Origin of the sequence: Marinimicrobium hydrolyticum (assembly GCF_030848505.1) — a bacterium.
Taxonomy (GTDB): Bacteria; Pseudomonadota; Gammaproteobacteria; order Pseudomonadales; family Cellvibrionaceae; genus JAVDDU01.
Genome location: NZ_JAVDDU010000003.1, coordinates 133,246 through 158,597, shown reverse-complemented (window position 1 = coordinate 158,597; position 25,352 = coordinate 133,246). Strand labels below are relative to the sequence as shown.

At 53.8% G+C, this 25,352-nt stretch carries 27 protein-coding genes; 24 read left to right on the top strand and 3 right to left on the bottom strand.

The genetic code is table 11. From position 1 onward, the window contains the following. Positions 1 to 377: 377 nt before the first annotated feature. The 3 genes from RBH33_RS06850 to RBH33_RS06840 all read left to right on the top strand — a co-directional run bounded on the left by RBH33_RS06850 (position 378) and on the right by RBH33_RS06840 (position 7,212). The gene (locus RBH33_RS06850; protein WP_306731413.1) at positions 378 to 2,618 is read left to right on the top strand and encodes a CBM35 domain-containing protein; all 2,241 of its coding nucleotides are present in this window, start codon (positions 378 to 380) and stop codon (positions 2,616 to 2,618) included. A gap of 146 nt (positions 2,619 to 2,764) precedes the next feature. Then, positions 2,765 to 5,851 (top strand): TonB-dependent receptor, encoded by a 3,087-nt coding sequence (locus tag RBH33_RS06845; RefSeq protein ID WP_306731412.1) that lies wholly within the window; start codon positions 2,765 to 2,767, stop codon positions 5,849 to 5,851. Between the two features lie 80 nt (positions 5,852 to 5,931). Next, entirely contained in the window at positions 5,932 to 7,212 is a 1,281-nt protein-coding gene (locus tag RBH33_RS06840; RefSeq protein WP_306731411.1) for a glycosyl hydrolase, read from the top strand. A 27-nt stretch (positions 7,213 to 7,239) separates the two neighbouring features. Here RBH33_RS06840 and rsgA read toward each other — a convergent pair whose 3' ends face one another. Beyond that, on the bottom strand, positions 7,240 to 8,253 hold the full coding sequence (gene rsgA / locus RBH33_RS06835) for a small ribosomal subunit biogenesis GTPase RsgA (RefSeq protein ID WP_306731410.1): 1,014 nt from the start codon (positions 8,251 to 8,253) through the stop codon (positions 7,240 to 7,242). Positions 8,254 to 8,345: 92 nt separating this feature from the next. Between rsgA and orn the strand changes: the two genes are divergently transcribed. Both orn and RBH33_RS06825 read left to right on the top strand, forming a co-directional pair. Further along, a complete protein-coding gene (orn, locus tag RBH33_RS06830) occupies positions 8,346 to 8,888 on the top strand; it encodes an oligoribonuclease (RefSeq protein WP_306731409.1) in 543 nt (180 codons plus the stop codon). A 201-nt stretch (positions 8,889 to 9,089) separates the two neighbouring features. Further along, complete coding sequence (locus RBH33_RS06825; protein ID WP_306731408.1) at positions 9,090 to 9,953, top strand: sensor domain-containing diguanylate cyclase; 864 nt, start codon at positions 9,090 to 9,092, stop codon at positions 9,951 to 9,953. Between the two features lie 57 nt (positions 9,954 to 10,010). On the opposite strand, the gene RBH33_RS06820 is transcribed toward RBH33_RS06825, so the two are convergent. After that, complete coding sequence (locus tag RBH33_RS06820) at positions 10,011 to 10,634, bottom strand: hypothetical protein (protein WP_306731407.1); 624 nt, start codon at positions 10,632 to 10,634, stop codon at positions 10,011 to 10,013. A gap of 334 nt (positions 10,635 to 10,968) precedes the next feature. Between RBH33_RS06820 and RBH33_RS06815 the strand changes: the two genes are divergently transcribed. After that, positions 10,969 to 11,823 carry a hypothetical protein gene (locus RBH33_RS06815; RefSeq protein WP_306731406.1) on the top strand — a complete coding sequence of 285 codons (855 nt, stop codon included), beginning with the start codon at positions 10,969 to 10,971 and terminating at the stop codon, positions 11,821 to 11,823. Between the two features lie 86 nt (positions 11,824 to 11,909). Further along, positions 11,910 to 12,899: a hypothetical protein gene (locus tag RBH33_RS06810; protein WP_306731405.1), complete on the top strand. Its 990-nt coding sequence runs from the start codon at positions 11,910 to 11,912 to the stop codon at positions 12,897 to 12,899. 21 nt (positions 12,900 to 12,920) lie between these two features. On the opposite strand, the gene RBH33_RS06805 is transcribed toward RBH33_RS06810, so the two are convergent. Further along, positions 12,921 to 14,324 (bottom strand): S8 family serine peptidase, encoded by a 1,404-nt coding sequence (locus tag RBH33_RS06805; protein WP_306731404.1) that lies wholly within the window; start codon positions 14,322 to 14,324, stop codon positions 12,921 to 12,923. A 142-nt stretch (positions 14,325 to 14,466) separates the two neighbouring features. On the opposite strand from RBH33_RS06805, the gene RBH33_RS06800 reads away from it, so the two are divergent. The 17 genes from RBH33_RS06800 (at position 14,467) to RBH33_RS06725 (ending at position 25,002) form a co-directional block, all read left to right on the top strand. Beyond that, positions 14,467 to 14,958 (top strand): RNA polymerase sigma factor, encoded by a 492-nt coding sequence (locus tag RBH33_RS06800; RefSeq protein ID WP_306731403.1) that lies wholly within the window; start codon positions 14,467 to 14,469, stop codon positions 14,956 to 14,958. Beyond that, a complete protein-coding gene (locus tag RBH33_RS06795; protein WP_306731402.1) occupies positions 14,955 to 15,692 on the top strand; it encodes an anti-sigma factor in 738 nt (245 codons plus the stop codon). Before RBH33_RS06800 ends, RBH33_RS06795 begins: the two co-directional genes overlap by 4 nt. Positions 15,693 to 15,756: 64 nt before the next feature. Beyond that, positions 15,757 to 16,263 carry a CC0125/CC1285 family lipoprotein gene (locus tag RBH33_RS06790; RefSeq protein WP_306731401.1) on the top strand — a complete coding sequence of 169 codons (507 nt, stop codon included), beginning with the start codon at positions 15,757 to 15,759 and terminating at the stop codon, positions 16,261 to 16,263. 37 nt (positions 16,264 to 16,300) lie between these two features. Beyond that, entirely contained in the window at positions 16,301 to 16,900 is a 600-nt protein-coding gene (locus RBH33_RS06785) for a LysE family translocator (RefSeq protein ID WP_306731400.1), read from the top strand. 40 nt (positions 16,901 to 16,940) lie between these two features. Continuing rightward, entirely contained in the window at positions 16,941 to 17,354 is a 414-nt protein-coding gene (locus RBH33_RS06780) for an ester cyclase (protein ID WP_306731399.1), read from the top strand. 178 nt (positions 17,355 to 17,532) lie between these two features. Next, complete coding sequence (locus RBH33_RS06775; protein WP_306731398.1) at positions 17,533 to 17,937, top strand: hypothetical protein; 405 nt, start codon at positions 17,533 to 17,535, stop codon at positions 17,935 to 17,937. Between the two features lie 174 nt (positions 17,938 to 18,111). Next, a complete protein-coding gene (locus RBH33_RS06770; protein WP_306731397.1) occupies positions 18,112 to 18,672 on the top strand; it encodes an NADAR family protein in 561 nt (186 codons plus the stop codon). 32 nt (positions 18,673 to 18,704) lie between these two features. Beyond that, complete coding sequence (locus RBH33_RS06765) at positions 18,705 to 19,190, top strand: GNAT family N-acetyltransferase (protein WP_306731396.1); 486 nt, start codon at positions 18,705 to 18,707, stop codon at positions 19,188 to 19,190. A 181-nt stretch (positions 19,191 to 19,371) separates the two neighbouring features. Beyond that, positions 19,372 to 19,533, top strand: a complete 162-nt coding sequence (locus tag RBH33_RS17750) for a Fic family protein (protein WP_373568235.1) — start codon at positions 19,372 to 19,374, stop codon at positions 19,531 to 19,533. A 130-nt stretch (positions 19,534 to 19,663) separates the two neighbouring features. Beyond that, on the top strand, positions 19,664 to 20,218 hold the full coding sequence (locus RBH33_RS06760; RefSeq protein ID WP_306731395.1) for an RNA polymerase sigma factor: 555 nt from the start codon (positions 19,664 to 19,666) through the stop codon (positions 20,216 to 20,218). Next, positions 20,215 to 20,592: a DUF6768 family protein gene (locus tag RBH33_RS06755; protein WP_306731394.1), complete on the top strand. Its 378-nt coding sequence runs from the start codon at positions 20,215 to 20,217 to the stop codon at positions 20,590 to 20,592. The genes RBH33_RS06760 and RBH33_RS06755 overlap by 4 nt, the downstream gene beginning before the upstream one ends. Before the next feature lie 346 nt (positions 20,593 to 20,938). Continuing rightward, entirely contained in the window at positions 20,939 to 21,229 is a 291-nt protein-coding gene (locus tag RBH33_RS06750) for a hypothetical protein (RefSeq protein ID WP_306731393.1), read from the top strand. A 37-nt stretch (positions 21,230 to 21,266) separates the two neighbouring features. Further along, on the top strand, positions 21,267 to 21,632 hold the full coding sequence (locus RBH33_RS06745) for a DUF805 domain-containing protein (RefSeq protein WP_306731392.1): 366 nt from the start codon (positions 21,267 to 21,269) through the stop codon (positions 21,630 to 21,632). An 85-nt stretch (positions 21,633 to 21,717) separates the two neighbouring features. After that, positions 21,718 to 22,146: a hypothetical protein gene (locus tag RBH33_RS06740; RefSeq protein ID WP_306731391.1), complete on the top strand. Its 429-nt coding sequence runs from the start codon at positions 21,718 to 21,720 to the stop codon at positions 22,144 to 22,146. A 115-nt stretch (positions 22,147 to 22,261) separates the two neighbouring features. Next, entirely contained in the window at positions 22,262 to 23,074 is an 813-nt protein-coding gene (locus RBH33_RS06735; RefSeq protein ID WP_306731390.1) for a hypothetical protein, read from the top strand. Positions 23,075 to 23,118: 44 nt separating this feature from the next. Beyond that, positions 23,119 to 23,844, top strand: a complete 726-nt coding sequence (locus tag RBH33_RS06730; RefSeq protein ID WP_306731389.1) for a DUF4328 domain-containing protein — start codon at positions 23,119 to 23,121, stop codon at positions 23,842 to 23,844. A gap of 135 nt (positions 23,845 to 23,979) precedes the next feature. Then, positions 23,980 to 25,002, top strand: coding sequence for a hypothetical protein (locus RBH33_RS06725; protein ID WP_306731388.1), 1,023 nt, complete (start codon positions 23,980 to 23,982; stop codon positions 25,000 to 25,002). Positions 25,003 to 25,352 lie beyond the last annotated feature (350 nt).

Genomic DNA, 25,352 nt, shown 5'->3' with positions numbered 1-25,352 from the left:
CGACAGCCGGGCCCTGGCTGGCTCCAACCATAAAATCGCTTGTCACGGAAAATTTTAGTTGACGTGCATGACATCTCCTCCTAGTATGATGTAATCGGTTACATTCATTGAGCTACGTTTATAGGCGTTTTCTACCTGTAAAAACGCCAAAATGACGAATATGCAAATATTTTTACAAATGAAAATGTAACCGGTTACTGCCTTGGCGGTGTATGGAGAGGCTGATTCAGCTCCAGGCTAAGCGTCTCTGATGCAGCGCGCTGGAACTGATCGACCGAATGTGTACCGGTTCTTCCAGGTTTTCTTATCCGGTGGTTGGTAGCGCATCAAAATAATAAGTGAGGTGACAAATGAGCTTTAGGACATGCAAGAAGATAATGACAAAAGCGCTGTTTTTGGGCGCCTGGATGACGTTTCTGGTCGCCTGTGGAAGCGACGTAAAACTGAATACCGAAACGGCAGTGTATACGCCGGAATGGCGGCCGCTGGGGGTGATCGCCGGGCCCTCAATTGAGGCCAAGCCGGGAGAAACGGTGACCCTTGGCGGTCGCTTGGTCGGCACTGTGACCGATGAAACCATCCTCTGGTCTCAAGTTGACGGGCCAGAGGTGGATGTGCCCGATTCCGAGTGGACGGTGCCTGCCTTTACCTTCAAAGCTCCCGAGGTCGAAGGCGTTGCTTCGTTGATCTTTGAGATCACGGCCATCGATGGCTCCGGCAACGTTATCTATGGCGAAGATGATGAGCCCCTGTCCGATCAGGTCGAGGTGGTGGTCTTCGATCCGGAAGCGGTGCTGTTTTTTGAGGTGGAAGACACCAGCGTCGCCACACTGGTCGGCGGCTTGAGCCTGGTCACCGAAAGCGATCCTCAGTTCATAATGCACGCCTCGGGCGGCATGCATACGGCCGATATCGAGCCGGGCATGTCCGTTCGCTTTGAGTTGGATTTTCCGATGACCCGGGGTGAGGTTACCTCTCAGCCAGGCAACTACAGCCTTTACGTGCGTTACGCCATTCCCTCCGATTACGGTGGCAAAGAGGGCCGAGTAACGGTCAATGGCGTGGTAATGAACACCACGTTCAACGCTACTGGCGGTTGGGAAGAATATCGTGTTGGAGTGGTTGCCATGGAGCAGGGGACTAACGTCATCCAAGTGGGTGGCAACTGGAACTACTACCGCATTGATCAGATATACCTGATCCCCTCAGCCGAGGCTCCGACCGAACCTGAGCCGGAACCCGAGCCGGGTGCACCCACCGTATACGGTCCGGGCACTTACGATAATTTCGAACCGAACACCGGTGATTGGCACGCCCAAGTTAGTTGGGGCACCGTACCGGGCGCCACTCTGTCAACGGACTGGGCTACCAGTGGGCTCCACTCTCTGGCAGCGCCCATTGACTTGAGTGCCCATGACTCGCCGAGTAATGTCGTATTGCAAGCCTACCCGGATGAAGGGTTGGATGTGAGCGGTGTCGACACTATCAGTGTCAATGTTGCCGCAGCTAATGCCGGCGCAAACGTGCGCGTGCACATGTTCACCAAGCATGGTGAAAATGAGGTGTGGGCTCAAAACGAACGGGTAAATCTTGACGATGGCGTGACGTTGACTCTGGACGTGTCGGGCTACGACTGGGTGTCAGGATTCGGCGTGGTCTTTGAGGACTTTGACCCCACCAGTACTGATGCGATCTTCTATATCGATGAGCTTTCGGCCGACACCACGGTTGTCTACGATTTTGAGCCCTACACCGGTGGGTGGGAAGCGCAGATAGGCTGGGCAGGTACCTCTGGCCTTACCCTGTCAACAGAATGGTCTAACACTGGCGAGCGCTCCTTGGCGCTGTATAAGGATCTCGTTGAGCACGGTAGTCACGGCGACATCGTCCTGCAGACTTACCCAGACGGCGGTATTGACGTTGCCGGTAAATCCGCCTTGACGGTTTTTGCTTACGCCGAAGGTGCAGGCGCCTCCGTGGATGCTCATATTTTCTGGAAAACCGACGACGATGAAGCTTGGCCCGACGCTGTTGCCGTAACGGCAAGTGGTGTTGAGTTGACCATTGATGTGTCCGGAGTCGATACCTTGACCGGCATGGGTGTGCGCTTTAATGGCGTTGATCCCACCAGTGATGCCAAGTTCTTCATTGATACCGTGCGCGCGGATGGCGATCTCATTTACGACTTCGAAGGAACCGGTCAATGGGAGTTCCAGGTTAACTGGAGTCCGGCGGAAGGTCTGCACTTGTCCACCGACTGGCAGGCCGACGGCAACCGCTCTCTGGCCGGCACCACGGTTCTGGAAGCGGGCGATGACGACATCATTCTGCAAACCTACCCCGAAGGCGGAATTCTTCTTGACGGCGTCAGCACGTTGAGAGTAACCGCGCATGCCATCGATTCCGGCAGCAGCACCCAGGTCATGCTGTGGGCCAAAGATGGCGACGGAGTCTGGCGTGACAGTGGTGCTGTGGATCTCGAAGCCGGTGGTGTTGAGTTAACCCTAAACATTTCCGACTGGGATGCAATGGAGGGCTTCGGTGTCCGCTTTATGGGGCCGGACAATACCAGTTCGGAGTCCACTTACTTTCTGGATCAAGTTGAGTTCCTCGAATAGTTGCACCACCGCCGGGTAGGTCACAGGTCTGCCCGGCGGTATTCCGCACCGAGATGAACCAAATAAAAGCCAGCTTTCGCTCTGAGCAAACAGAAAACCATCGGCGAAACCGGCACAAAATAATGAAATACCAAGAGGGACTGATTATGTCTTTCCAATTGTTTAAACGAAAACTCTTACCTATCAGTGTGCTGGCCGGCATTATGCAATTGCCCGGCGTTGCTATGGCCCAAGACGAGCCAGTACTTGAAGAAGTGGTTGTTACCGGTATCCGCGCCTCATTGGCTAGGTCTGTGGACATCAAACGCAATGCCGGGTCGGTAGTGGATGCCATTACGGCCACCGACATAGGCAAACTGCCGGACGCCACCATCGCGGACTCACTACAGCGCATTCCCGGTATTCAAATCGGACGCTCCGCCGGTGAAGGTGCCTCGGTCAATATTCGTGGCAATGGCAACATCACCACGACATTGAATGGCGAACAGATGCTGCCGGCCGGCTCCATTACCACTGTGTCGCCGGACTTTGCTGACGTGCCCTCCACCATGGTGTCGGGCTTGGAAGTGTATAAATCTTCAGAAGCGCGGCATATGGTCAGCGGCTTGGCGGGCACCATTAATTTGCAGACACGCCGGCCCTTCGATTTGACCGATGGCTGGACTGCCTCTGCGCGAGCGGAAGTCACCAATGATTCCCTGGGCAGTTCTGCTGACCCGTCCTATTCCACTTTTGTTGGCTACAACCACAATCACCGTTTCGGTGCCACGCTCAACCTCTCCTACAGCGATTCCAACCTGTCTGATTACAAGGCGGGTAAGCAGGGCGACTGGTGGCAGTTCAATGCCACGGAAGCAAGCAACTTTGTGACGGAAAATGTGGATGTGCTGGGTAACGGCCACAGCAATGATGTCTTTTGGGCGCCGCAGGGTTGGGAAGTCAACAATCGCTTTGTGGAGCGCGAGCGCATCGGCGTCAATGGTGCTATTCAGTTTCAGATCACCGATGCCTTTGAGCTGACGGGTGATGTGTTCTACACCAACCTGGAAGAGTATCAGTACGACGCCGGTTTTGTGATTGAGCAAGCGTGGCAAACTCAGACTGGCTGGTTTACCCCGGATGTAGACGGCTACACCGCCTACCCAAATATCGTTAGTGGTCAGGTGGTTCCGAACAGCAACTACGTCACCGTTCAGTCCGGCACTTATCAGGCGCGGCGCGCGGCCACCAACAGCAATGCCCGGGCGATTGATAAGGAAGCCTTCAACAGCAACCTGGAGTTGAACTTTGACAATGGCGGCCGCCTGACGGGCACCCTTCGCTGGGTGTATGGTTCAGCCAGTAATAACGATGCGAACAGCACGGTAGATTCCTACGTGAATGATGGCTCCCAAGTTGGCGCCGAGTATGTGGGTGTCGGCGGCGAACGGATCAGTGATGTGAACCCTTGGGGGTATCAAGGCCAGTGGGCAGAGTTGCCCGATGGCACGCCTGTGGTGGACTCCTACACCCAGATTCCCGTGCATATTCGCACCGACAGTCGGGGTCAGCACTGGACCTTCCCGACCATGCGTGTGGTAGAGGATGATGGTTCGGTCACCTACGAGCGCTTCGGTAGCAACCTGGACCGTTACAACCTGACCTCCACCAACCTCACTGGCCAGGACAGCCAGGCTGAGCTAAATGTCATTCGGCTGGACACCGCTTATGACCTGAGCTTACCCCATTTGTCCGCCGTGTCGTTTGGCGTACGCTATGGTGTTCGCGACGTGGAGAGAAAAGGCTGGATTGGTGGTGTTGCCCGCACCAACGCCTATGGCGATGCCTACCTGTCCCGCTGGAAAGACACGGCCAGCACGGCACCGGAAACGGGCGAGTCTTTTATTGATCCCATCTCGTTCACCCAGTTGAACAAGTATGGAATGATCAAGGAGGTCAGCGACTTTCACGGCGCCACCGGCCTGGGCTCACTGTGGGTAGTGGACCCGGAATCCATGAAAGACCCGTTGGCGTGGCACGATGCGCTATACGGCGTAAATATTCAGGTACCCAACGCCGCGGATACTTATAAGCTGGAGGAGGTCACCCAATCCGTTTACCTGCAACTGGATCTGGACGGCGACATCTTCGGCTTGCCCTACACCGGTAACATTGGCGCCCGTTACGTTCGCACGGACTTCGACATACTGCAAAGTGAAGCCCTCTCAGGAAGTGTAGCGACTTTCAATAACCAGGAGTACTACATCTCCAGTGCCTTGGGTATGCTGAAACCGGACGGTGCTCACATCAGAACCGAAACCGGCTACGGCGACCTGCTGCCGGCCTTCAACATGGCTTTCGATGTCACCTCTGATCAGGTGCTTCGCCTGGCGGCCAACAAGACGGTATCCACTCACAATACCCATATGCTCGGCGGCGGCCTCACGGTAAACAGAACCTTGGTCTGCGGCGTCGAGGATGATCAGGGGAACGCCGTGTTCTGTGCTACTGGCGGTAGCCAATCCGGTAACCCGCACCTTGAGCCCAACCGCAATACCAACGCGGAAATGTCCTACGAGTGGTACTTCAGTGACAGCGGCATACTGCACCTCGGTTTGTTCTGGGTGCAACACAACACAGCGTTTGAAACTACCCTGGTTCAGCGCGACGACATTGAAGACAGCGATGGCGTGGTCCGCGGATACGACACGGAAACCGACAGCTTCACCGGCACCGTTCCCATTTCCACAACCGTGACTCGAAGCGATAGCTCCTATACCCGCGGTCTGGAAGTGGGCTATCAGCAAGAGTTGGACTTCCTGCCCGGCTTTTGGAGGAACTTCGGTGTGCAGGCGAACTACACCTACTCACCGGGTAGCAGTAACGACTTTGACTTCTACGGCAACCGCATGCCCAACGGAGGCAACTCCACGCACCAATCCAACTTTGCCGTTTGGTATGAGTCGGGCCCTTGGGAGGCGCGTATTGCTCACAACTACCGGAGCAAAGTCTTTAACGGTGTGATGAGAACGGGGGGCGACGACAACCGGCGGTACTTCGCGCGCTTTACGCAACCAACGCATTACTTGGATGCGTCCTTCAGCTATGAGTTGACGGACAACATTAAAGTGAATGTGCAGGCGACCAACCTCCTTGAGGAAAAAGCGGAGGTGTACTTCCAGTGGGAAAGCAATGTCGAGCACACCTGGTACAACGGGCGTCGCATAACCGTCGGGATTCAGTGGGATCTGTAACTCCAACGTTCGCTGAGAAGTAGGGGAACCCTGCCTGGCAGGGTTCCCGACTGACAAACAACAATGAAGGTGAAAACCCCATGAAAAACAAATTTATCATGCCCTATCTGGTGGCGACATTGCCGGTGCTTTTAAGCGCATGCGGCGGCAGTCCCGTCAGCAACAGCGCCGATACCGGCCCGGTCTTTGATGGCAGCTCGTTGGAATACGTCGCCATTGAAGGTGTTCATTACCCCTACTGCACCGACGGCGTGGGCGACCGCGCCACCGGCTGGGGTAAGCAGGACTTCGGAGGCGGTGAACAGACCTGTGTAGTCGAGCGTGGCTCTATCGACCCGAATGCCAGCCCGGTGGAGAGGCTGGTCATTTCAGAAGACCTGGTAAACCCCAATGCCGATGAAGTAACCCTTGGCGTCTATCGGTACCTGCGTTCAGTTTTCGGAACGCAAATTCTATCGGGGCAACAGGACCTCACCTGGGATGATTCCATCGACATGTTTCAGCGTGTAGTCAATGACACCGGCCTGGCTCCAGCGATTATGGGCTACGACTTCATGAACTACACCGGTAACGTCGATGCTGGCTCGGGCTTAATGCAAACCGAAGAAGCCATCGAGCACTGGGAGCGCGGTGGGTTGGTGACTTTCTGTTGGCACTGGCGCGACCCCAGTGATGCCACCTACGAGTTTTACACCGACCTGAACGACTTCTTTATTCCCATGGATGGCGATGAGTTGGATACTTCCAGCGAAACCTTCGCGCAAATCGAAGCGGACGTGGATGTTATTGCCCAGGAGTTGCTGACGCTGCAAGAGGCAGGCGTTCCCGTTTTATGGCGCCCCTTGCATGAGGCTTCCGGTGGTTGGTTCTGGTGGGGTGCGGACGGCCGTCCCGACGCCACTTCACCGGCTCAGGCTCAAATTGCGTTGTGGCAATACCTCTATGAGCGGCTGACCCACCATTATGAGCTGAACAACCTCATTTGGGTTTGGAACGGGCAGGCGGCCAATTGGTATCCCGGCGACGATTACGTGGACATTATCGGTGAGGACCTTTACGGCACAGCGCAGGATTACAGCTCTAAAGTGAACCAGTTCATGAGCGCGCTGAATTACCCAGACAGTACCGACAAAATGGTAGCCATCACAGAAAACGGCACCATTCCTGATCCGGATTTGATGGCTGAGGACGGCGCCTGGTGGCTCTACTTCGTTACCTGGAACGATGGCAACAGCGAAGAAGGCGTAACCAACAGCAATAACTTTTGGACTGGAGAGTATTACAACGAGAACGATCACAAGATCCATGTGTATCACCACGAACTGGTGATAACCCTCGATCAACTCCCAGATTTCCGTTAATGGTAGCCCGGCCAAGGATGGCCACTTTTAGTTCCTGCTCTTACCGCCCAAGTCCGAAATAATCTGACGATAGCTGGCCATACGGCTGGTATGAAGTTTTCCCTCCTCTAGCGCCACCAGAAGGGCGCAGCCAGGCTCGCTGTTGTGGGAGCAATCGCGAAACTTGCAATGCCCCAAAAAAGGCCGAAATTCCACAAAGGCTTCGATAATCTCCCCTTCACTCATGTGCCACAGGCCGAATTCGCGAATACCCGGTGAGTCGATCAAATGACCGCCATTGGGAAAGTGAAACAACCGCGCGTTGGTGGTGGTATGGCTGCCGGTCTGACGTTCCGATAGGGCGCCCACCCGGAGGTTGATACCGGGCAGCAGTGAATTGGCCAGAGACGATTTGCCCACCCCCGATTGGCCCACAAAAGCGCTGGTGAACTCCGACAAATAATTGGCCAGACCATCCAACCCCTCGCCCGTATGTGTGGACACGCGCAGCACTTGGTAGGCCAGTTTTGGGTACAGCTCTTCAATTGCGCGGATAGCGTTCTGGCTTCGCTCATCAATGCTGTCGATTTTGTTGATCAGAATCACCGGCGGAATATCGCTGGCTTCCGCTGCCACCAGGTAGCGATCAATCAAGTTCAAATGCGGTTCGGGGTAGGGGGCCACCACAATCACAAGGCGGTCAATATTAGCGGCTACCGTCTTCAGGTCACCGTAAGGATCCGGACGCATCAGCGCCGATTGGCGCGGTTGGATGGCCACCACAACGCCATAAGGGTTGCCGTCGCGCCAAACCACTTGATCCCCCGCGACCAGCGAGCCCAGGTTGGCGCGAAAGTGACAGCGCTTGCTCTCACCGTTCGCCTCAACCAATACTTGAGTGCCAAAGTGGGTGATGATCAGCCCGTGCTGTTCCGGCCCCAGATCGCCTTCTTGCAGTTGTTCCTCGGCACTGCCTTGCCGTTTGGCGGCGCGGGCGCTTCGTTCTTCCTGGATTTTGGCAATGCGCCAGCTCTGGCGGCGAGTCAGTTTACGCTTACTCATAAATGGGTGGGGATTCTCCAGGCGTACCGGTTGTTCTGGGCTGTGTGGCGGGTTAGGCTTATTGTGCCCTATTCAGTTGGAAATTACCGCTTATGAGCTCTGAAAACAATTTGATATGGATCGACCTGGAAATGACCGGTTTGGATCCGGATAACGACGTCATTATCGAAATCGCCACCGTGGTGACGGACCCCGACCTCAACATCCTCGCCGAAGGCCCCGTGTACGCCATACACCAGGCGGACCACATTATGGAAGGTATGGATGAATGGAACACCCGCCAGCACGGCAAATCCGGCCTGACGCAACGTGTGAAAGAAAGCACCATCACCCTCGCTCACGCCGAGGTAGACACCATAGAGTTCCTGCAGCAATGGGTCCCCAAAGGCAAATCCCCCATGTGCGGCAACTCCATCTGCCAGGACCGGCGCTTCATGGTGCGCGGCATGCCCATGCTGGAAAACTACTTCCACTACCGCAACCTGGATGTCAGCACCATCAAAGAACTCGCCCGCCGCTGGTGCCCGGAAGTGGCCGATGGCGTAAAAAAACAAGGCTCCCATTTAGCGCTGGACGATATCAAAGATTCTATTGAAGAGCTTAAGCACTACCGCAAAACGTTTTTTAAGTTTTAGTCTCAATTTTTTGTCATCCCCGCGAACGCGGGGATCCACCCTGCTGGGGTATTGGGGCAGTGGATCCCCGATCGGAGTCGGGGATGACGGTTCTTCGGAAGATGGAGATATAGGGGGGCTGGCTCGTATTTTGAGGATTCCTTGCTGCCTTCCTGACTGATCGGGTTACAATCGGGCTTTGTGAACTGGAGCCTCTGACCTATGCCCGTTGATCTACAAGCGCTCTCGCCCAAGTTGATCAATCTGATGCTGGATACGGTCTTTGTGGTCGATAGTGACAACCAGATAATTTTCGTCAGTGATGCCTGTGAGACACTGCTCGGTTACCGTGCGGATGAACTGATCGGCACCCCGATCACCGACTATATGCACCCAGAGGACCTGGAGACTACCAAGGACTCTATTCGTCGGGTCATGGAAGGCCAGCCCCACCTCGATTTCCGCAACCGATACATCCGCAAGGATGGCGGTATCGTGCACATCCTGTGGTCTGCGCGCTGGTATGAGGAGGAGGGTGTGCGGATCGGTGTCGCGCGTGACGTGACGACACTCAGGCAGGCCGAGGCGGAATTACGTTTCCTCGCCCATCATGATCCCCTGACAAAATTGGCGAACCGGTCCCTGTTCTATGATCGACTGGAGTCGGGGCTGCGCGCGGCTCGCCGACATCAGAACAGTCTGGCTTTGCTATTTCTGGATCTCAATGACTTCAAGATGATCAATGACCTCAACGGACATGCGATGGGTGATAGGTTGCTCTGTACCATTGCGCGACGGCTCGAAGGCTGCGTACGTGAGACTGACACGGTGGCACGGATGGGCGGCGATGAATTTACTGTTTTGTTGACAAATATCCAGTCGGCGGATGTCGTCGCTGAGAAGGTGGAGCAGATTCTTAACGTCCTGGCCGAGCCGCTGGGCGCTGACTTCGAAGGGATCGGAATGCCGTCCTGCAGTATCGGCGTGGCCTGTTATCCCGCGGACGGAGAGGATGCTGATACCTTGTTGAGCCATGCGGATGGCGATATGTACCGGGTAAAAAGGCATCGTTCGGTAACTGGCTAACTCAACGGTTTCGCCTGCAAATTCAGGTTGACGAGGCGAGTTTGCCTCGCGTCTCGTCTAAAACTGATACAGACCCACGTAGGGGATCATGATTTCTCCCGACTCACTTTTATAGCTCATACGATAGAGATTTTTCAGGGGCAATAGGTCGATGCTGACTTGACTGATAACGACAGCCTCACAAGTATCCTCGGTTTCGTGTGTTAAGCGGCCGTGAATTTGCAAAGGCCAGCTCTCCATAAACGGAGGCGCCACATTAAGGCCAAAGTGATGTACGTCACAACCGCCGCTGTGCTCAAGGGTTAGCTGTGCCACATCCTGTATTATCTCACTGTCAAGGACCGTGATGCTGGTTGAAGACTCCGGTAGCTGTTCAATACCGCCTTGCACAATCAAAGGTTGGGACACTTCGGTGACTTCGTCTTCCAGTGCGCCACAGGCTGACTCGAAGCTTACATAGGCGTCCCCCAGCTTCGCGAAACAACGGTTACTGAACGTTTGGTAGCGATACTGGCCGTTGTCTCCGGCCAGTCCACAAACCGGCTGATAAACATCCGGGCAGGCAAAATTTTCATCACTGGCATTGTACACATCGCTGGGGGCGCTGCTTCCGCCACAGGCGACGAGCATCAGCCCGCAGGTGAGTGATAGAGCCGTACTGGCCAATGGTTGTAAATTCATAAGGACTCCTTTTTAGCTGATCTTAACAGTCGGGATCCCGTTCGTCTGTTATACAACTGTAAAACTATGTACGAGCCGCCAGTAGGATTAAAACTCCATCACCTTGTCTCCTGTGTAGTTGACCTGCCAGTGTATGCCGAATTTATCGACGCAGCCTCCGTATTTCTCAGCCCAAAACATGTTACTCAACGGCATGGCCATGGGTCATTCGCCACACTGCCCTTCAAACAATATTTGTAGCATTAATCATTTTCCCGTAATTAATTACAGGCTGAGGGAATAAATCTCTAGCTGAGACGTTAACTCATTGAAACCCAACAATGAGGTCTTAACCATGAAAAAATCAACTCTCGTTCTCGCAATCGCTTCTGTATTGGCTATGCCAACCTATGCTCAAACCATGTCTGCTGACGCCGAAGCTGAGGCTAGCGTTAAAGCTGATGCTCAGATGCAAACATCCGAAAATCGTACAGCCAATGAGCCAGTAGGCGAACAGGATCTCCAGAACCCTTCGGAATCCTCAAACCCTTCTTCGGACATGTCTGTAGACGCGCAGGGCGATGCTCGTGGTTCGGCCACTGTGAACGTACAGCCCGACGCGTCTTCACCCCAGAACGGATCCTCTGAAATTGACGATGGGATTTCCGGCACCGGGGAGTCTACCGAAGAAACTGCCAATGAAATTACGGATAGCGCCACTAACTTCGCTGGCGAAGGCCGTGGTCAGCTTGAAAGCAGTGCCGAACACACGGGCAATGTTGCCGGCTCACTCTCACAAAGCGCCCAGGGCCAAGCCCGTGCGAGTGCCGACGCTGGCCTGACCACAGCGGTTACCGTGGGTGAGGAAGCCGGGGATCGTGTGGAACAGGGACAGGCTGCGGCAAATGTCGCCGCTCAGAAAGGCATTGATACCGCCGCACAGGTTCGCACGCAGACTGAGGAGCAAGCCGCTTCCGCGGTGGAATCGGCGAGCGCTGCAGCGAATGCTGGCGCCGATGTGGCAGCAGAAGTGAGCCAATCGGTGAGCAACGAAGTGTCGAACTCTGTGAGCGCAGCGGCGGCGACGGCGGTGAGTGCTGAAGTCACCCAGCAGGTGAACACAGCGGTGGCCGATCAAGTTGCCAGCGAAGTCGCCGCGGCCGCAGAAGCGTCCGTTAGTCAGGCACTTCAGACCAATATATCCCGCTAACACACGCTCAGCGACAAACTCTCCTACTAGCACCAACTTGCACCGGCGGGCATCAGCCCGACCGGTGATTTTTCGGAGCAATGACCATGAATAAACTACCCCATATTGCGCTAACTCTTGCCGCCGTTTTTTCCAGTTTTACTGCGCTTGCTCAGGATGATGCGGCGCAGAATAAAAGGGCCGATTTCAACGTAAAACTCCAGGCCGGCAGTGCTTATGCTTCTACGCTTACGGTTGCTTCACTGGACCAAACATCAAGCCAGAGTGACTGGGCGAATGTCTTGTACGGCCGGGTCGGTGGTGAGCTTTACCCGACGGAGCGAATAACCTTGAAAGGCAGTTACAGCATGTCCTCACGAAAGTATCACGAGTACAGTGACTTCAATCAGGACCTCAGAATTGGATACCTCGATGCAGCCCTTGATCTCGGGGGCATCACCTGGGGCGTAAGCCGCCACGTCGCACACGCTAAGCTCGCTTCCGAGCCTTTGCTGGAGCTCACTAAAAACAGCCTTTACGCCGCCAGGCTTTTCAGTGGGGGTGTGTATATTCGCGGTGCCTATACCGACACTCACAAAAGCTTTGAGAACAACCGAGAGCGCAACGCAGATGGCGATGAACTGGCCGCGGATGTTTATTATTTTTTCAATAACACTCGGACCTTTTGGTCCATAGGAGTAAGCCGCGAAGTTGAACAAGCCAATTCCCCAGCGTTTGATAATAACGCGCTCAAACTGCGCGCCCGCTATTCCCACACAGGCGAGTTAGCGGGTCGAAAAAGCCAAATACAACTGGGCTGGCGCTACCAAAACCGGGACTACGATAACGAGGAATCGCTACCGATAACTGAAGTCGGAAACGGAGGGGTGTTGCCCGGTACCGGTAACCCCGTGTCGCCAGCTGGAACGGGCACTCGGCACGACCGCAGTCATGTTGTAGAAGCGGTCTGGGCACTCAGTTTTGTTGAATGGCTGACGCTGGAGACCAAAGTCGAGCACGGCAAATACAATTCGAACTTGGACGCGGCGGATTATCGGGAAAGTGGTGTGTCGGCGTTACTGACTGTGGAGTTCTGAATAGTGTTAGGGAGTAGCCCCTTACTCCAGCAGGCCGTAGCCGAAAATCGGATCGCGGCCTGCTTCACCAAGATCCTTCGCTTGCCCCGCCAGATACCGCACTACATCCTCACTAGAAGCCAATTGATTCGCCAAGGCACAGGCAACATGGGCTGTAACCGTTGGCGCCGCCATGGAAGTGCCACTCTCATGGCCAAACTCCCCATTGCCTCGCGTAGTGGGTACCGACACACCGAGGCCGGCAAAATCTATGTGCTCTCCTCGGTTTGCCCAACGATACACCTGCCCGTTGGCATCCACGGCGGTAGCGGCAATGACGGCACCATAGGCCGCCGGGTAAAGCGGCGGAGCGGCGGGGCCCTCGTTGCCAGCAGCTGCCACCACCACCGTACCTGCGCCGGTAATACGGCCTAGTGCCGTAGCCAATACGCGATTGTCTGGGCCCGTCAGGCTCATGTTGATCACGCTCACACCTTGCTCGGCCAGCCAATTCAGGCCCGAAACCAAATGCATCATGGTAGCGCCCTGAGCGTACTGGTTACGGCTGTAGAACACCGAGGCGTTGTACAGCGTCGCCTCCGGCAAACGCGCTGGCGCTTCGTCAATGATCCCTACCATAAGGCCGGCTACTGCAGTGCCATGACCCGTAGGCGGCACTACTTCCTCCACGCCCAGGGGTTCCGGCAAGAAACTTCGCTCCACGATGCGGCTGTTGATCAGCCCCGGGTGATCGGTGGCGATACCGGTATCGATCATGCCGACCTTCACCGCCTGCTCGCACAATGGCTTGCGCGGGGTCTGCGCTGATGCCGGAGATTGGGTACCCGCCTGCGGCGAATAGATATGGTTGCGGTCCAGCCTTTGGGCCAAATCCGCCGGTAACGCCTTATGCAGCGCGGCGTAGGAATCCAGCCGTGGTGGAACTCGGAAGCGCACCATGTCCAACCCCAGCTCCGGCAGGTGCTTCTGTTCCAGAATCTCGGCATTCAGCGGTTTTAGCAAAGCCAGTTCCCCGGGGGCGAGCATCAGCAGCCACTCGTGCTGCACAGCGCGCCAGCCGTCTTCCACCTCCACCTCAACAAACGCGATAGCGCCCCGAGAATCCAGTATCGGCAAGCTACTCGGAAGAACCCCCAAGGGCTCTACCGGTGGGATCAGGTTGCTGGGTAACCGGTCCGGCAAAGGGGCCGACAGCCTGCGCTCCAAGGCACTGGTGACATCGGGGGCCGAGGGGAGGGCATCGCGGCGCACATGCTCTATAGAGTCAATGGTGCGTCCTACCGGATCCGTCACTGTGGGCGGTAAACCCAATTGAGCCTGAGCAAATGTGCTGAGGCCTAGCAGACACAGCGTCAGTGGACGTAACTTTGCCAGGCCTGCAGGTCGACGTTTCGGTGTGCGGTGGGGGCGGCGTGTGGCTTTCATAGGCGTAAATTCGGTGAAGATGAGCGTTTGGCCCGTGGGCCACCTGTTACTATAACGGCCTCACCGGATAAAAAATTCCCCCAGTCAGGGAATAAAAAGCTGCGCTAGCCCGTTAATAGGGTACAACAGGAAGGTGCTGCCTATGAAAAGCGATTTGACCGAAGTATTACCTCAACTAAGGCGCTTTGCCTACTCCCTCACCGGAGCGATGGACGACGCCGACGACCTGTTACAGAGCACTGTAGAGCGGGCGCTAAACCACACTGTACCCGAAGGGGTGGATCTAACGAAGTGGCTGTTTCGCGTTTGTCGGAATTTGTGGATAGACGATTACCGTTCCCGCAAGGTGCGTCAGGAGGCCACATTGCAGCCTCAACTGCGGGATCGCGAAATCGTTGATGGAGAGCGAGCCATGTCCAGCGAAATCGAACTCGATCAGGTCAGCCGGGCTATGGACAAGCTGCCGGACGATCAGCGCGCTGTGCTATCGCTCGTGGCCGTCCAGGGCATGTCCTACAAAGAAGTGGCGGCCACTCTGGAAATACCCGCTGGGACCGTGATGAGCCGCCTGGCTCGCGCCCGAACCGCTCTCACACAAAGCCTGAACATACCCGTAGCGAGGACTAGCGCATGAAAATGACTGACGAAACACTGTCGGCCTTCCTGGACGGCGAACTGCCCCCGGCCGATATGGAGCTGGTTCGCGCTCAACTGGCCGAAGACCCTGCACTGGCAGACCGCTTGGCGGAGCTAAGCGAGGTGGACGCACTCGTGAGCCAGCAAGCCCACGCCATTGATGAGCGACCACTGCCCAGTGGAATACAAAAATTACTGGCGGAGGACGAGCCCAAGGCCGAGTCCGCACAAGTGATTGAATTCCCCCTGTGGCGCCGGGCCCGTCAGGCCTTCAACGCACCAACAGGTATTGCCGCCGCGATAGCACTCGCGTTCGGGTTCGGACTGGCACAGGTAACCGATAATGTTGGGGATCAGCAAGCAAACGCCTTCCAACCTATCGCCCAGCACTTGGAAACCCTGCCCAGCGGAACCAGCGAGGCCCTGCCCGATGGTCGGCAAGTGACGCCCCGCCTTACTTTTGTAAACCGCGACGGGCAGTACTGCCGGCAGTACCTTGTGACCGGCTCGGGAGAAAGGTCGGAGAACATCGCTTGCCGCGCCCAACAAGCCGATGCCGGTTGGGAGCAATGGGCTAGTATCCGGCAGCCGGCAACAGAGCCTGGCAGCTATCAAACCGCCAGCGGTGGCTCATTGCTTGATAGCACGCTGGACCAGATGATGGCCGGCGGCATCATCGAGCCGGACCAGGAAAAGCAATTGATCGAGCGCGACTGGCGGCAGGACCCATAGCCATTTAGAAGCGCCAAAAACTCAATCGTTACCAGTCGTTAACCAGACCTCAGTGAGGCAGTGTATGAAAAAGCCACTAGCAATCCTGATGACCGTACTGTTCATCACGGCCTGTGCGGCCCCTGCGGTGTACCAGCCCGCCTCAGGCAGTGGTTATGGATACCGCGAAAGCCAAATTGCCGATAACCGATACCGCGTTTCCTTCAAAATGCGCGGCGACAGTCGCTTCGAGGCCATGGACTACGCCCTACTGCGCGCCGCCGAACTGACGTTGATGGCGGGTTACGATTGGTTTGTCGTTGTCGACAGACAAGTGGACGGTGAGAGGCGTGAGCCTAGAAGTAAAGTGGGCGCAAGCCGCACCCAGACGACGGAGCGCCGTTGCGGCTTGCTCGGCTGTAGCACCAGCTCCCGTCCCACCACCGCATACGGAGCTGAACTCCGTTCGGGCAATCAATCAGAGTCAGAAGTGATTCTGGAAATCCGCCTGGGCAAGGGCGTACGGCCCACAGAGAGCGACAGCTACGACGCGTTAGAAGTGCGCGACAACTTGCGGAGCCGCATGAACTAGAGTTTCCGGACTAGAACTCGAATATTAGGCAGCAACTATGGAGTACCTCATATCACTAATGGTTTTTACGTTTGTTGCTAGCGTAACTCCGGGCCCCAACAACATAATGCTTTTTGCGTCTGGCATTAACCACGGCGTTAAAAAATCCTTACCGCATTATTTTGGTATTTGTATCGGCTTCTTGCTATTGGTTGCTGCGGTCGGGTTCGGTCTGGGAGCATTGTTTAAGCAAAGCCCTTTTCTGCACCAGGTTCTCAAAATTGCAGGGGCGCTATACCTGGTCTATTTTGCATGGAAAATCGGCAGCGCCAGCTCTGCCTCTGATGGCAGTGAAATACGAAGCCCTATCACCTTCTTTGAAGCGGCACTGTTTCAATGGGTTAACCCAAAAGCTTGGATAATAGCCATAGGCGCAATCGCCACATTTACGATTCAATCTAGCATCGCGGCAAGTATTGCAGCCATAATAGTCATGTACTTCTTCATGGGATCACTGGCTATGGGAATATGGCTTACTTCTGGTGCCAGCCTGCAGAGGCTTCTCAACAGCGACAAGCGGAGGCGTGCATTTAATGTATCGATGGCTGTATTGTTGCTACTTTCTATTATTCCGATTGTTTCAGTGCCAATTAACTAAATGGCGGGCCGTTGCTCGTTCGCATAAGGTGAGGTAGCTTATGGAAAAAGCAAATAGGCACGTGATTGTAGAAGCCAACAATTCGCTGTTTGTTGATGGAAATGTAGAAGATGTAGATGAATTCTTCGCTATTGACTACGCGGTGCATGTAACCGGTCGAACCATAAACGGGGGCCATAAGATAGTGCGTGCAGTAGTCGGCGAGCTTCGGAAAAGCTTTCCCGACTTAACCGTAAATGTCGAAATACTCGTTGAAGGTCAGGACCGGGTAGCCTGGCAACGGACTTTTCGGGGTACACATAAAAGCAAATTTAAGGGCTTCCCCCCTAGTGATCGAGCTGTTGAGTGGCGAGACATGGTAACAAGCCGATTTGTTGATGGGCGGATAACGGAAGAATGGGTTATTACGGATCTAGCTGAGCAATTACTACTATCCAGAAAGAAGGGTGTCTGATTGACCAGCGTAAGTTGTTCTGAACGTAGGAGTGCTCTAACTAAACGACCAAGGTCGACGTTTGCCTTGACCACACCCGGCTAATTTCGACGACTTCCGATAAAGAGATATGCCTCTGGGGCAAGCGGTCAAAGAATAAAATAATGAGAATACTCGCATCGTGGAATATGTGAACTATATGAAAATCAAATTTTTCTTAGCCCTACTTTACTTTGTAATTGCTAACGGGGCGATGGCTCAAGAGCAATGCTTTGATAGCCCGTATGAGCTATTCGATGAACTTGATAACGTTTTTGTGAAAGGAGCCTTTCTGCCAATTCGCCAAGTTACTGAGGATGAAGGTGTGGTTGTGGGGTTGATGGTGCGGACTGGCAGCGTCAATAAGGCCTTCGAATCGATTGGAGTTCGAGGTGGGTCTACCATCACTGAAATTTGTGACATTCCCGTTTATGAGCTATTCAAGAGCTCAGAGAAGAACCCTTTCTGTTGCAAAGGTATAGAAAACGGAAAAATATCAATTACTTTTTCTAACTCGTCAACTGAAAAATCCAGAGCGTACATTGATGTTGTCAAAGATTTGTAATAATCGTAAAAAGGCCGCCCGTTGAGCGGGGCATCTATAGCGACGCCTGCTTCTGTGCTGGCTTCATGGTATCTGAGATGGTCAGAGTGAAACGCATGCGCTCAATGCCACTTATAATTGCTTCGCTGACCCTAAGTGGTTGCACTGTCCTACGACCTGAGGCGTTGACTGAAATTGAAAATATCAAGTAGGGAAGAATTAGCAGAATACGTAAATCACGGAAATAAAGTGAAATACGTATTTTTCTGGGGCCACCAAAAGCCTAAGAGTGGAGTGTCCAAAAGTTGCTTTAGTCAGTGGTACGATTCGCCTTTTGAGTGCGAAGGCAAGAAGTTCATGACCGCTGAGCACTACATGATGTATCGCAAAGCGCTACTCTTTGGTGATGGCGGCTCCGCACAAAGGCTTTTATCCGCCAGTAATCCCGGGGAAGCAAAGGCAATTGGCCGGGAGGTCAAAGGCTTTGATCAAGCTAAATGGGATTCTCACCGCTTTGAAATTGTGGTTTCTGGTAATTTAGCCAAATTTAGCAGCGCCCCTGAATTAAAGGAATTTTTGCTAAATACCGGGAACCGCGTTCTCGTCGAAGCAAGCCCAGTGGATAAAATTTGGGGTATCGGGCTGGCCGAAGATAATCCGGCCTGTGAAAACCCCAATTTGTGGAAGGGCGCTAATTTACTGGGTTTTGCGCTAATGGAGGTGCGTTATCAACTATCGCAGCAGGCCTCGCATTAACAAAACAGGTGCCAGGGCTTATAGAGAACACTATGGACGCACTTATTCGAAGGTTCGAGGCTTCAGACGTTGAGCCTGTTATATCGCTCATTCACAAAACAATCGATGAGAGCTACGCTGCGTTTTACTCTGCTCCTGTGCTCAAATTCTTCAAAGGCTTTCATTCCGAGGATGCGATACTCAAAAGAAACGAGCAGGGCGATATTTGGATTTTGGAGCGTGGGAGCGAAATTGTTGGGACTGGGGCAACCGTTGAAAATGAAATATATGGTGTGTTCGTGTCCCCAGCATCACAGCGGACTGGGTTCGGCCGCTTAATCATGGAGCATCTTGAAGAGCAACTGCGAAAAGCAGGCCATAGACACTCTAAGCTCAGTATTTCGTTGCCCTCTAGAACATTCTACGAATCCATGGGTTACAAGGTGATTAACGAGGTTAATAGAGAGGTGGACGCGGGTCACTACTTGCGCTTCTGGAAGGCTGAAAAACAATTAGTAGGGGAATACGCTCAATTTTAAGTTGTACCCAAAAGCGTATCGATCAAGTCCCAAAACCGAAATCGGGGTGAGCTACGAACCTGAACCACTTTGTCAGTGCATGAGGGCTTTGCAGAAGAGCTTGGTCCCGAAGTCACCCCCGAAGTCACCCCCGGAGTGGGAAGGCTGCTAGAGGTGCTACAGGGAGAAATGGGGCGCAGCCTTGGGATTGAAGGATGAAAAGCATTTCCGGGAACGCCTTCAGCAAGCGGCTATTGGCCAGGGGGTGATTGAAATGACCATCCCCGACAAACCCCGCAGCCGCCTGCCAAAATACCGGCTGACAAATAATGGTAAGGCATGGCTGAGGGGGGCGACGGAATGAGCGAGCCATGTGCACCGTTATAGAAACCCCCACCTAGTCTTTAGCTAAAAAAATCAGCCCTAGATTGAACCGTTTCCCTCGCCGGGCGCACTGTAGGATCGCAACACATCAAAAGGGGAGCAGTTTTCACATGCGGGATGAACGCGAACGCGCGCTGGATGCCTGGCTGGCGGCAGCTGCGCGGACCGGGAGCCGGGACGCCATGGGCAAGCTCGCCGAGCGCTGGCACGGCAAGCTACTGCGCCACGCCTGGCGGCTGACCGGTGATGGCGAACTGGCCGCCGATGCCGTCCAGGAAGCCTGGGCCGACATCCTGCGGGGGTTGCACGGGCTCGACGATACCCGCGCCTTCGCCGCCTGGGCCTTTCGCATCACCAGCCGCCGCTGCCAGAGGGCGATAAGCAGTCGCCGCCGGCGCCGGGAAAGCGAGTCAGCTGCAGCTCTTGAAGTGTCCTGGGAGACAGACTCGGATTCGCAGTCGGCGCACGCTGATGCAGACACCGTCCGGGCGGCCATGGCTCACTTACCGCCCGACCAGCGGGCGGCTCTGGGTCTGTTCTACCTGGAGCAGATGCGGGTCGCGGAGATTGCCATTGCCCTGGACACCGCCCCCGGCACCATCAAAACACGGCTTATGCACGCACGCCGCAAGCTGCGGGCACAACTGGAAGGAGCAAAGCCATGAGTGAAAAAGACATCGACCAACTGATCAACGAAGCCCTGTCGAAGGAAGATCAAGAGCTGCTGGACCAGTTCCACGACGAGCCGGGCTGGATCCGCCAGGCCTTTGGCCTGTTCCAGGGGCGGCTGGGCTGGGTAATGTGGGTGACATTCATTATCCAGATATTGTCCTTTTTCGGCGCCCTGTACGCACTCTGGATCATGTTTACCGCCGAGGAGCTGATGACCGCCGTGCGCTGGGGAGTGGTCAGCATCATCTTAGTCCAGATCAGCACCTTCCTGCGCGGTTTCATGGGCAGCCACCTGGAAGCCAATCGGGTACTGCGAGAAGTGCGCCGCCTGGACCTGCGGTTAGCGCAAAAGCGCGGAGAGGCCTGAACGAATACCGCCCGGCCGGGAGCTGCTGGCCGGGCGATACCTGACTAATCGGAAACACCCGTACTTTGCGCGAAAGCGGGAATCCACATTCCCACGTAAATGCGACCCCACCCAACTCCACCGTCATTCCCGCGAAAGCGGGAATCCATAAACCACTATCCTCATTCATTTTCCAAACGCCTGATTTCCTTCCCAATATCAGTAAGTTAACCCTTTCAACCAAGCCTACAGCCCCACAAGCCTTGACCGAGCACAAATTTACAGTTAATTTTGACGACATTCGCAATGGAAATAAGGTCAGGGGCCAAGCTGGCAATATGACCAACTTCAAATGGCATGAGAGAGTATGAAAAGGATTAAATCAATAATAACTAAGGCGCTCCTCGTTGCCGTCCCCTACACGCTGATCATTTCAAGTATCTCCACAGCATTCAGTTCGCGATTAATTACTTTCGACTCGGAAGGCAACCCCGCCGGTGTCGTTACTGGATGGGAGGCCATGTCGAGATTGATTGCAGAGCATGGGTTATATGAACTATTCGCTTATCACGGTTCAAACTTCCTGCTGTATTTTTTGATTATCCTCGTCGCACTCCTGCTACAGGGGTTTATTTATGACCGAAAGCGAGGTTCATGATCAAGCTATGGGTTCAGATAGATAAGGAGTAGTTAATATGGACTGGAAATGGTATCTGTTTTCCTTCGAAGGGCGCATTAACCGATCACTCTTTTGGGCTTACGTAATCCCCCTTACAGTGGCGCTCATCGCAATAGATATTTACGCTGACAGCCCTCTGGGAGAGCTAAGTACTCCCAGCTTACTCTTCATTGTTTTAACTCTCTGGCCGTCTTTAGCAGTTCAGGCAAAGCGTTGGCACGATACCGGCCGGTCCGGTTGGTGGACTCTCATTAATTTGATTCCGTTTGGGGGAATCTGGGCGCTGATCGTCACGGGTGCCTTTCCAAGCGACGCCAACACTAACCGATTTGGTGCGCCCCCGAATAACTCCCCCACAAAAGGTGTAAGTGAAGGCACCTAACCAGCAACTGCGTCCAGCGACGCGCTAACGCGTCGCATAGCACTGTCATCGCCCCCCAGCTGGGCATTGTCAATAAGGAAGACAAATGAAAAATATTTTAGCGACGATCATTCTCTTGGCTATTTCCTCATCTGTTTTTGCATACGAATGCGGAGACAGAGCATTTACTTCAACCAGAACGCAGGATGGAAGCAGTATTGGGCTTTTCGCCTCAGCTGAGGATTTCGAGGGGGCTGAGAAGTGGGATATAAATAGTGGAGAGCCTCCGCTGTCTGTTTCCCAGGCAGTTTCAATCGTCACTGAGTGGGCCGAGGGCTTCTACCACCGCTTTGACTCAATGGCTGTAAAGAGCGTTCGTATTCAGGAATACGGTTGTTGGGATGCGAGAGGTCATTGGCTATATGTGTTCTCCCTCTCTCCAGTGATCGATGACAACAGATTGCACGGTAGCGGGTATATGGCGGCCGTTACCATGTCGGGAAAGGTTATCGAGCCAAGAGAGTTCGGTGAGTAATTCACTCAGGCAAAGTGAGTGCAGCCCAGCGGGCTGGATGTCGTGGTCTGACATTCGAATTCATTGCGGTAATTGTAATCAACGAAGTGGCTTTCAGTGACCTGGAAATAGGATCATGTTGAGTATATTTAAATCAAAGCCAATCTTATCCAGTGAGGATACTGAATTTCAGGTTGCCACCTTCAGGTGGCTACTAAGAAATTTTGGCGGAAAGGACTTTTATGAGGATACACAGCTGGTCTTGCCCACCAGAGAATACTTTCCCTCAAAAGTTGAAAGTGCTGATGAGGCTGCAATTGAGACATTTGAGGCGGTAAAAAGATACGCAGGGATGGAAGAGTGGCGGTGCAAACTAGAAGCTCAAGAAGAAGACGTTGACGTACGAGTAGCGCCAGCACTAAGAGTGCAAAATGCCCCTCATAGTCCATTGGGCACCTTTGAGGCAAGGGAGGACAACGAAATAGTGGTGACATACAACCCCGCAACCGTTGGCAATCCTACGCAGCTGGTAGCTACTTTCGCTCATGAGTTAGCCCATTATTTAACCGGTTTTGGCCCCGAGGACCCCCCAGGAGGCTGGGATAACTGGGAGTTCGCTACAGACATAGCTGCTACGTTCTTAGGTTTCGGAGTCTTCATGGCAAACGCAGCACGTAATTTTCAGCAGTTTACTGAAGTTGACGCTCAAGGTTGGGAATACAGCCGCAATGGGTATCTGTTTGAAAGTGAACATATCTTTGCTCTAGCAATATTCCTGGGCCTCAAAGGTATAGCTGCAGAGCATGCCTTGCCGTATTTAAAGCCGACTTTAAAGAAGCTGCTTAAAAAGGCAGTAAAGCAAATTTCAAAAACCGAAATAATCAGCGATTTGGCAACCGTCAAGTATGTACCACCGGATCACAACCAACAAAGTCAGGCGGCGATGTAAGTCGCGCGTCCGCATAGTTTCAACATTAGAAATAGGAAATACACGTGTCAATAGAGCAAACAGGCAGTTTTAAGGACCCAACACACCTCACGAATTGGACGCTATGTCTACTGTATGCTCTAGTCGTAGCTGCAGTCATTGCCTTAATTTCTGGCATGCTTGAGTACCAGCTCCTTTCTGATTTCCAGGAGGGAGTTTATGCATCACAAGAACTTGCTATAGCTGCTGGAGAGGCAAGTGATGCGCGACAGAGGCTGGTGGCGATTGTTCAGCTCGCAATCTTTATTGTCGCCGGGGTTTTGACCTTGATGTGGATATACCGAGCAAATTACAACGCACGCCAGCTAGGCGCTTCCGGAATGGAGTTCACTCCAGGCTGGTCCATTGGTTGGTATTTCATTCCACTCGCAAACTTGTGGATGCCATATCAAGCCATGAGGGAAATCTGGAAGGCGAGCAGAAATCCGCAAGATTGGAGGGGTGCAACTGTATCGCCCCTTCTCCCTTGGTGGTGGTTTTTTTGGATTGCATTAGGTGTTTTAGGGCATGCCTCCTATCGGTTGACCATGCGAGCGGAGGAGCTAAGCGAGTTCATTACTGCGAATGTGGTTGCTCAGATCTCCGGTGGAAGCGATATCGTGTTGACTCTAATTCTAATCGCTATTATCCATAGAGTGCATCGCATGCAAATGGCTCATGCCAACAGTCAAAAGAACACCTTGGACTCTACCGACTCGTTACGGGCACAGCTCGGATTGAGTGAAAGCTAACATCGGCGGCAACGCAAGATCTGGAACTACGTCGGCCGGTTGAAGAAACGTCTCAACCTTTGGCTACGCCAGACATCGAAGTAATTTAAACGACAACCAATTTACATAAGCTACGGGTCAGAAAAAGGAACACCCATGCGTACCCGCTTTGATTCACCCTGGTTACTACCAGCACTTCTTGCCGCCTTCGCCCTGGCCTTTTATTGGCTCCTGCCCGATGTGCCCGACGTTTCCCTGGGGCACAGCGTTTCCTTGGCAAATACTAGTCCTGAATCAGCAGCACGCCAACACTCCTACTATGACCTCACTTGGCTCGACCGCCTTGTGAGCGACGACGATCTGCACGCTGGAGATTTGCCATACCGTGAGTGGGTTCTGGCCGTTTTAGGTAGTGAAGATCCCGGCGACCAGTTTATGAAGGCTGTTTTTGTCAGCGGCCATCTTCATTTCCAAGCTCCTTTGCTGGTCGAACTGGTTGAGGAGGGGGTGCGTCCCAAGCTTACCCTGTCCTTGCTTGCGCGCCCTTGCCAGCTATTGCGGAATGCACCGCTGTGCGACCCGGACCCCGTAGCGGAACTACAGAAGCTTGATCCGGGCAACGCAATGCCTCTGGATCTACTCGCCGAAAGGGCGTTGTTCGCCAATGACACTGAGAGCATACGAGAAATAATTGAGCGGGCCAGCCAATTGGAACGAATCGACTTCTACGAGCTGGAGATAACCCGACTATTGGGGCAGTCCAAAGCCCGGCATGGTCTGGCGCCCGCGCTGAGCGATCTGAAGGCGTTTGCACGTATCCGCGGGACCTCTGGCTTTGCCCACGGGCCTACCGCAGTAAGTGCATGCCTCGAACATGAATCCGACCCGCAGTGGCGGGAAATCTGCACTCAATACGCGCAGTTTCGTGCACGAACTGGAACCAGTAGCTGGATTCAGTTAATGGGCTGGCTACTGATTGATAGATGGGGCGAGGTAGGCGGCGCTATGCCCGACTTAAGCACCACCCTGAGCAACCGTAAGGACCTTTGGCGCTCCGCCCATGAAACCCCCCTGACCGAACAGCAATGGCAGAACTACCTGCACAACTGGGAAACCCAGGGCGAGCTGGAAGCGGAAATTCAGTTGATGGCGGAGCTGGATGACGATCAAGGTCGTTAATGCAGAGGTGCACACAATGCATTTTCTGATAAGTACAACGAATAATTGTTGAAAGCTTACAGCTTTTAGATGCGTGAAATTGCGCCTTTGCCATGCTATAAACAGCTCATTCACTGAAATAAAAGGATATCACTGGGTGAATGGGTGGTATTTCGCTTGGTTTCGTGGAACGTTAGAAGGAAAAAGTCCGTGTTTCACGCTTTCATTTTTAGAACAGCTGACCATAAGCTACGTGTCATAAGGGCTGCCGGCTAGGTTGTCGAACACCGGAAATGTGAAAGACGGAAATTGTCCGGGTTTAAACACGGAATTTTTCCTTCTAATAATGTTGTTAACCAACAAGGAGATAC

Bases quoted from the DNA above. Each gene is read 5' to 3' on its own strand.
- RBH33_RS06780 (WP_306731399.1), top strand. From the start codon at position 16,941: ATGGAAAAAGCAAATAGGCACGTGATTGTAGAAGCCAACAATTCGCTG.
- orn (WP_306731409.1), top strand. From the start codon at position 8,346: ATGAGCTCTGAAAACAATTTGATATGGATCGACCTGGAAATGACCGGT.
- RBH33_RS06790 (WP_306731401.1), top strand. From the start codon at position 15,757: ATGAAAAAGCCACTAGCAATCCTGATGACCGTACTGTTCATCACGGCC.
- RBH33_RS06810 (WP_306731405.1), top strand. From the start codon at position 11,910: ATGAATAAACTACCCCATATTGCGCTAACTCTTGCCGCCGTTTTTTCC.
- RBH33_RS06760 (WP_306731395.1), top strand. From the start codon at position 19,664: ATGCGGGATGAACGCGAACGCGCGCTGGATGCCTGGCTGGCGGCAGCT.
- rsgA (WP_306731410.1), bottom strand. From the start codon at position 8,253: ATGAGTAAGCGTAAACTGACTCGCCGCCAGAGCTGGCGCATTGCCAAA.
- RBH33_RS06755 (WP_306731394.1), top strand. From the start codon at position 20,215: ATGAGTGAAAAAGACATCGACCAACTGATCAACGAAGCCCTGTCGAAG.
- RBH33_RS06765 (WP_306731396.1), top strand. From the start codon at position 18,705: ATGGACGCACTTATTCGAAGGTTCGAGGCTTCAGACGTTGAGCCTGTT.
- RBH33_RS06800 (WP_306731403.1), top strand. From the start codon at position 14,467: ATGAAAAGCGATTTGACCGAAGTATTACCTCAACTAAGGCGCTTTGCC.
- RBH33_RS06820 (WP_306731407.1), bottom strand. From the start codon at position 10,634: ATGAATTTACAACCATTGGCCAGTACGGCTCTATCACTCACCTGCGGG.
- RBH33_RS06840 (WP_306731411.1), top strand. From the start codon at position 5,932: ATGAAAAACAAATTTATCATGCCCTATCTGGTGGCGACATTGCCGGTG.
- RBH33_RS06845 (WP_306731412.1), top strand. From the start codon at position 2,765: ATGTCTTTCCAATTGTTTAAACGAAAACTCTTACCTATCAGTGTGCTG.
- RBH33_RS06750 (WP_306731393.1), top strand. From the start codon at position 20,939: ATGAAAAGGATTAAATCAATAATAACTAAGGCGCTCCTCGTTGCCGTC.
- RBH33_RS06735 (WP_306731390.1), top strand. From the start codon at position 22,262: ATGTTGAGTATATTTAAATCAAAGCCAATCTTATCCAGTGAGGATACT.
- RBH33_RS06795 (WP_306731402.1), top strand. From the start codon at position 14,955: ATGAAAATGACTGACGAAACACTGTCGGCCTTCCTGGACGGCGAACTG.
- RBH33_RS06740 (WP_306731391.1), top strand. From the start codon at position 21,718: ATGAAAAATATTTTAGCGACGATCATTCTCTTGGCTATTTCCTCATCT.
- RBH33_RS06745 (WP_306731392.1), top strand. From the start codon at position 21,267: ATGGACTGGAAATGGTATCTGTTTTCCTTCGAAGGGCGCATTAACCGA.
- RBH33_RS06825 (WP_306731408.1), top strand. From the start codon at position 9,090: ATGCCCGTTGATCTACAAGCGCTCTCGCCCAAGTTGATCAATCTGATG.
- RBH33_RS06785 (WP_306731400.1), top strand. From the start codon at position 16,301: ATGGAGTACCTCATATCACTAATGGTTTTTACGTTTGTTGCTAGCGTA.
- RBH33_RS06805 (WP_306731404.1), bottom strand. From the start codon at position 14,324: ATGAAAGCCACACGCCGCCCCCACCGCACACCGAAACGTCGACCTGCA.
- RBH33_RS06775 (WP_306731398.1), top strand. From the start codon at position 17,533: ATGAAAATCAAATTTTTCTTAGCCCTACTTTACTTTGTAATTGCTAAC.
- RBH33_RS06725 (WP_306731388.1), top strand. From the start codon at position 23,980: ATGCGTACCCGCTTTGATTCACCCTGGTTACTACCAGCACTTCTTGCC.
- RBH33_RS06850 (WP_306731413.1), top strand. From the start codon at position 378: ATGACAAAAGCGCTGTTTTTGGGCGCCTGGATGACGTTTCTGGTCGCC.
- RBH33_RS06815 (WP_306731406.1), top strand. From the start codon at position 10,969: ATGAAAAAATCAACTCTCGTTCTCGCAATCGCTTCTGTATTGGCTATG.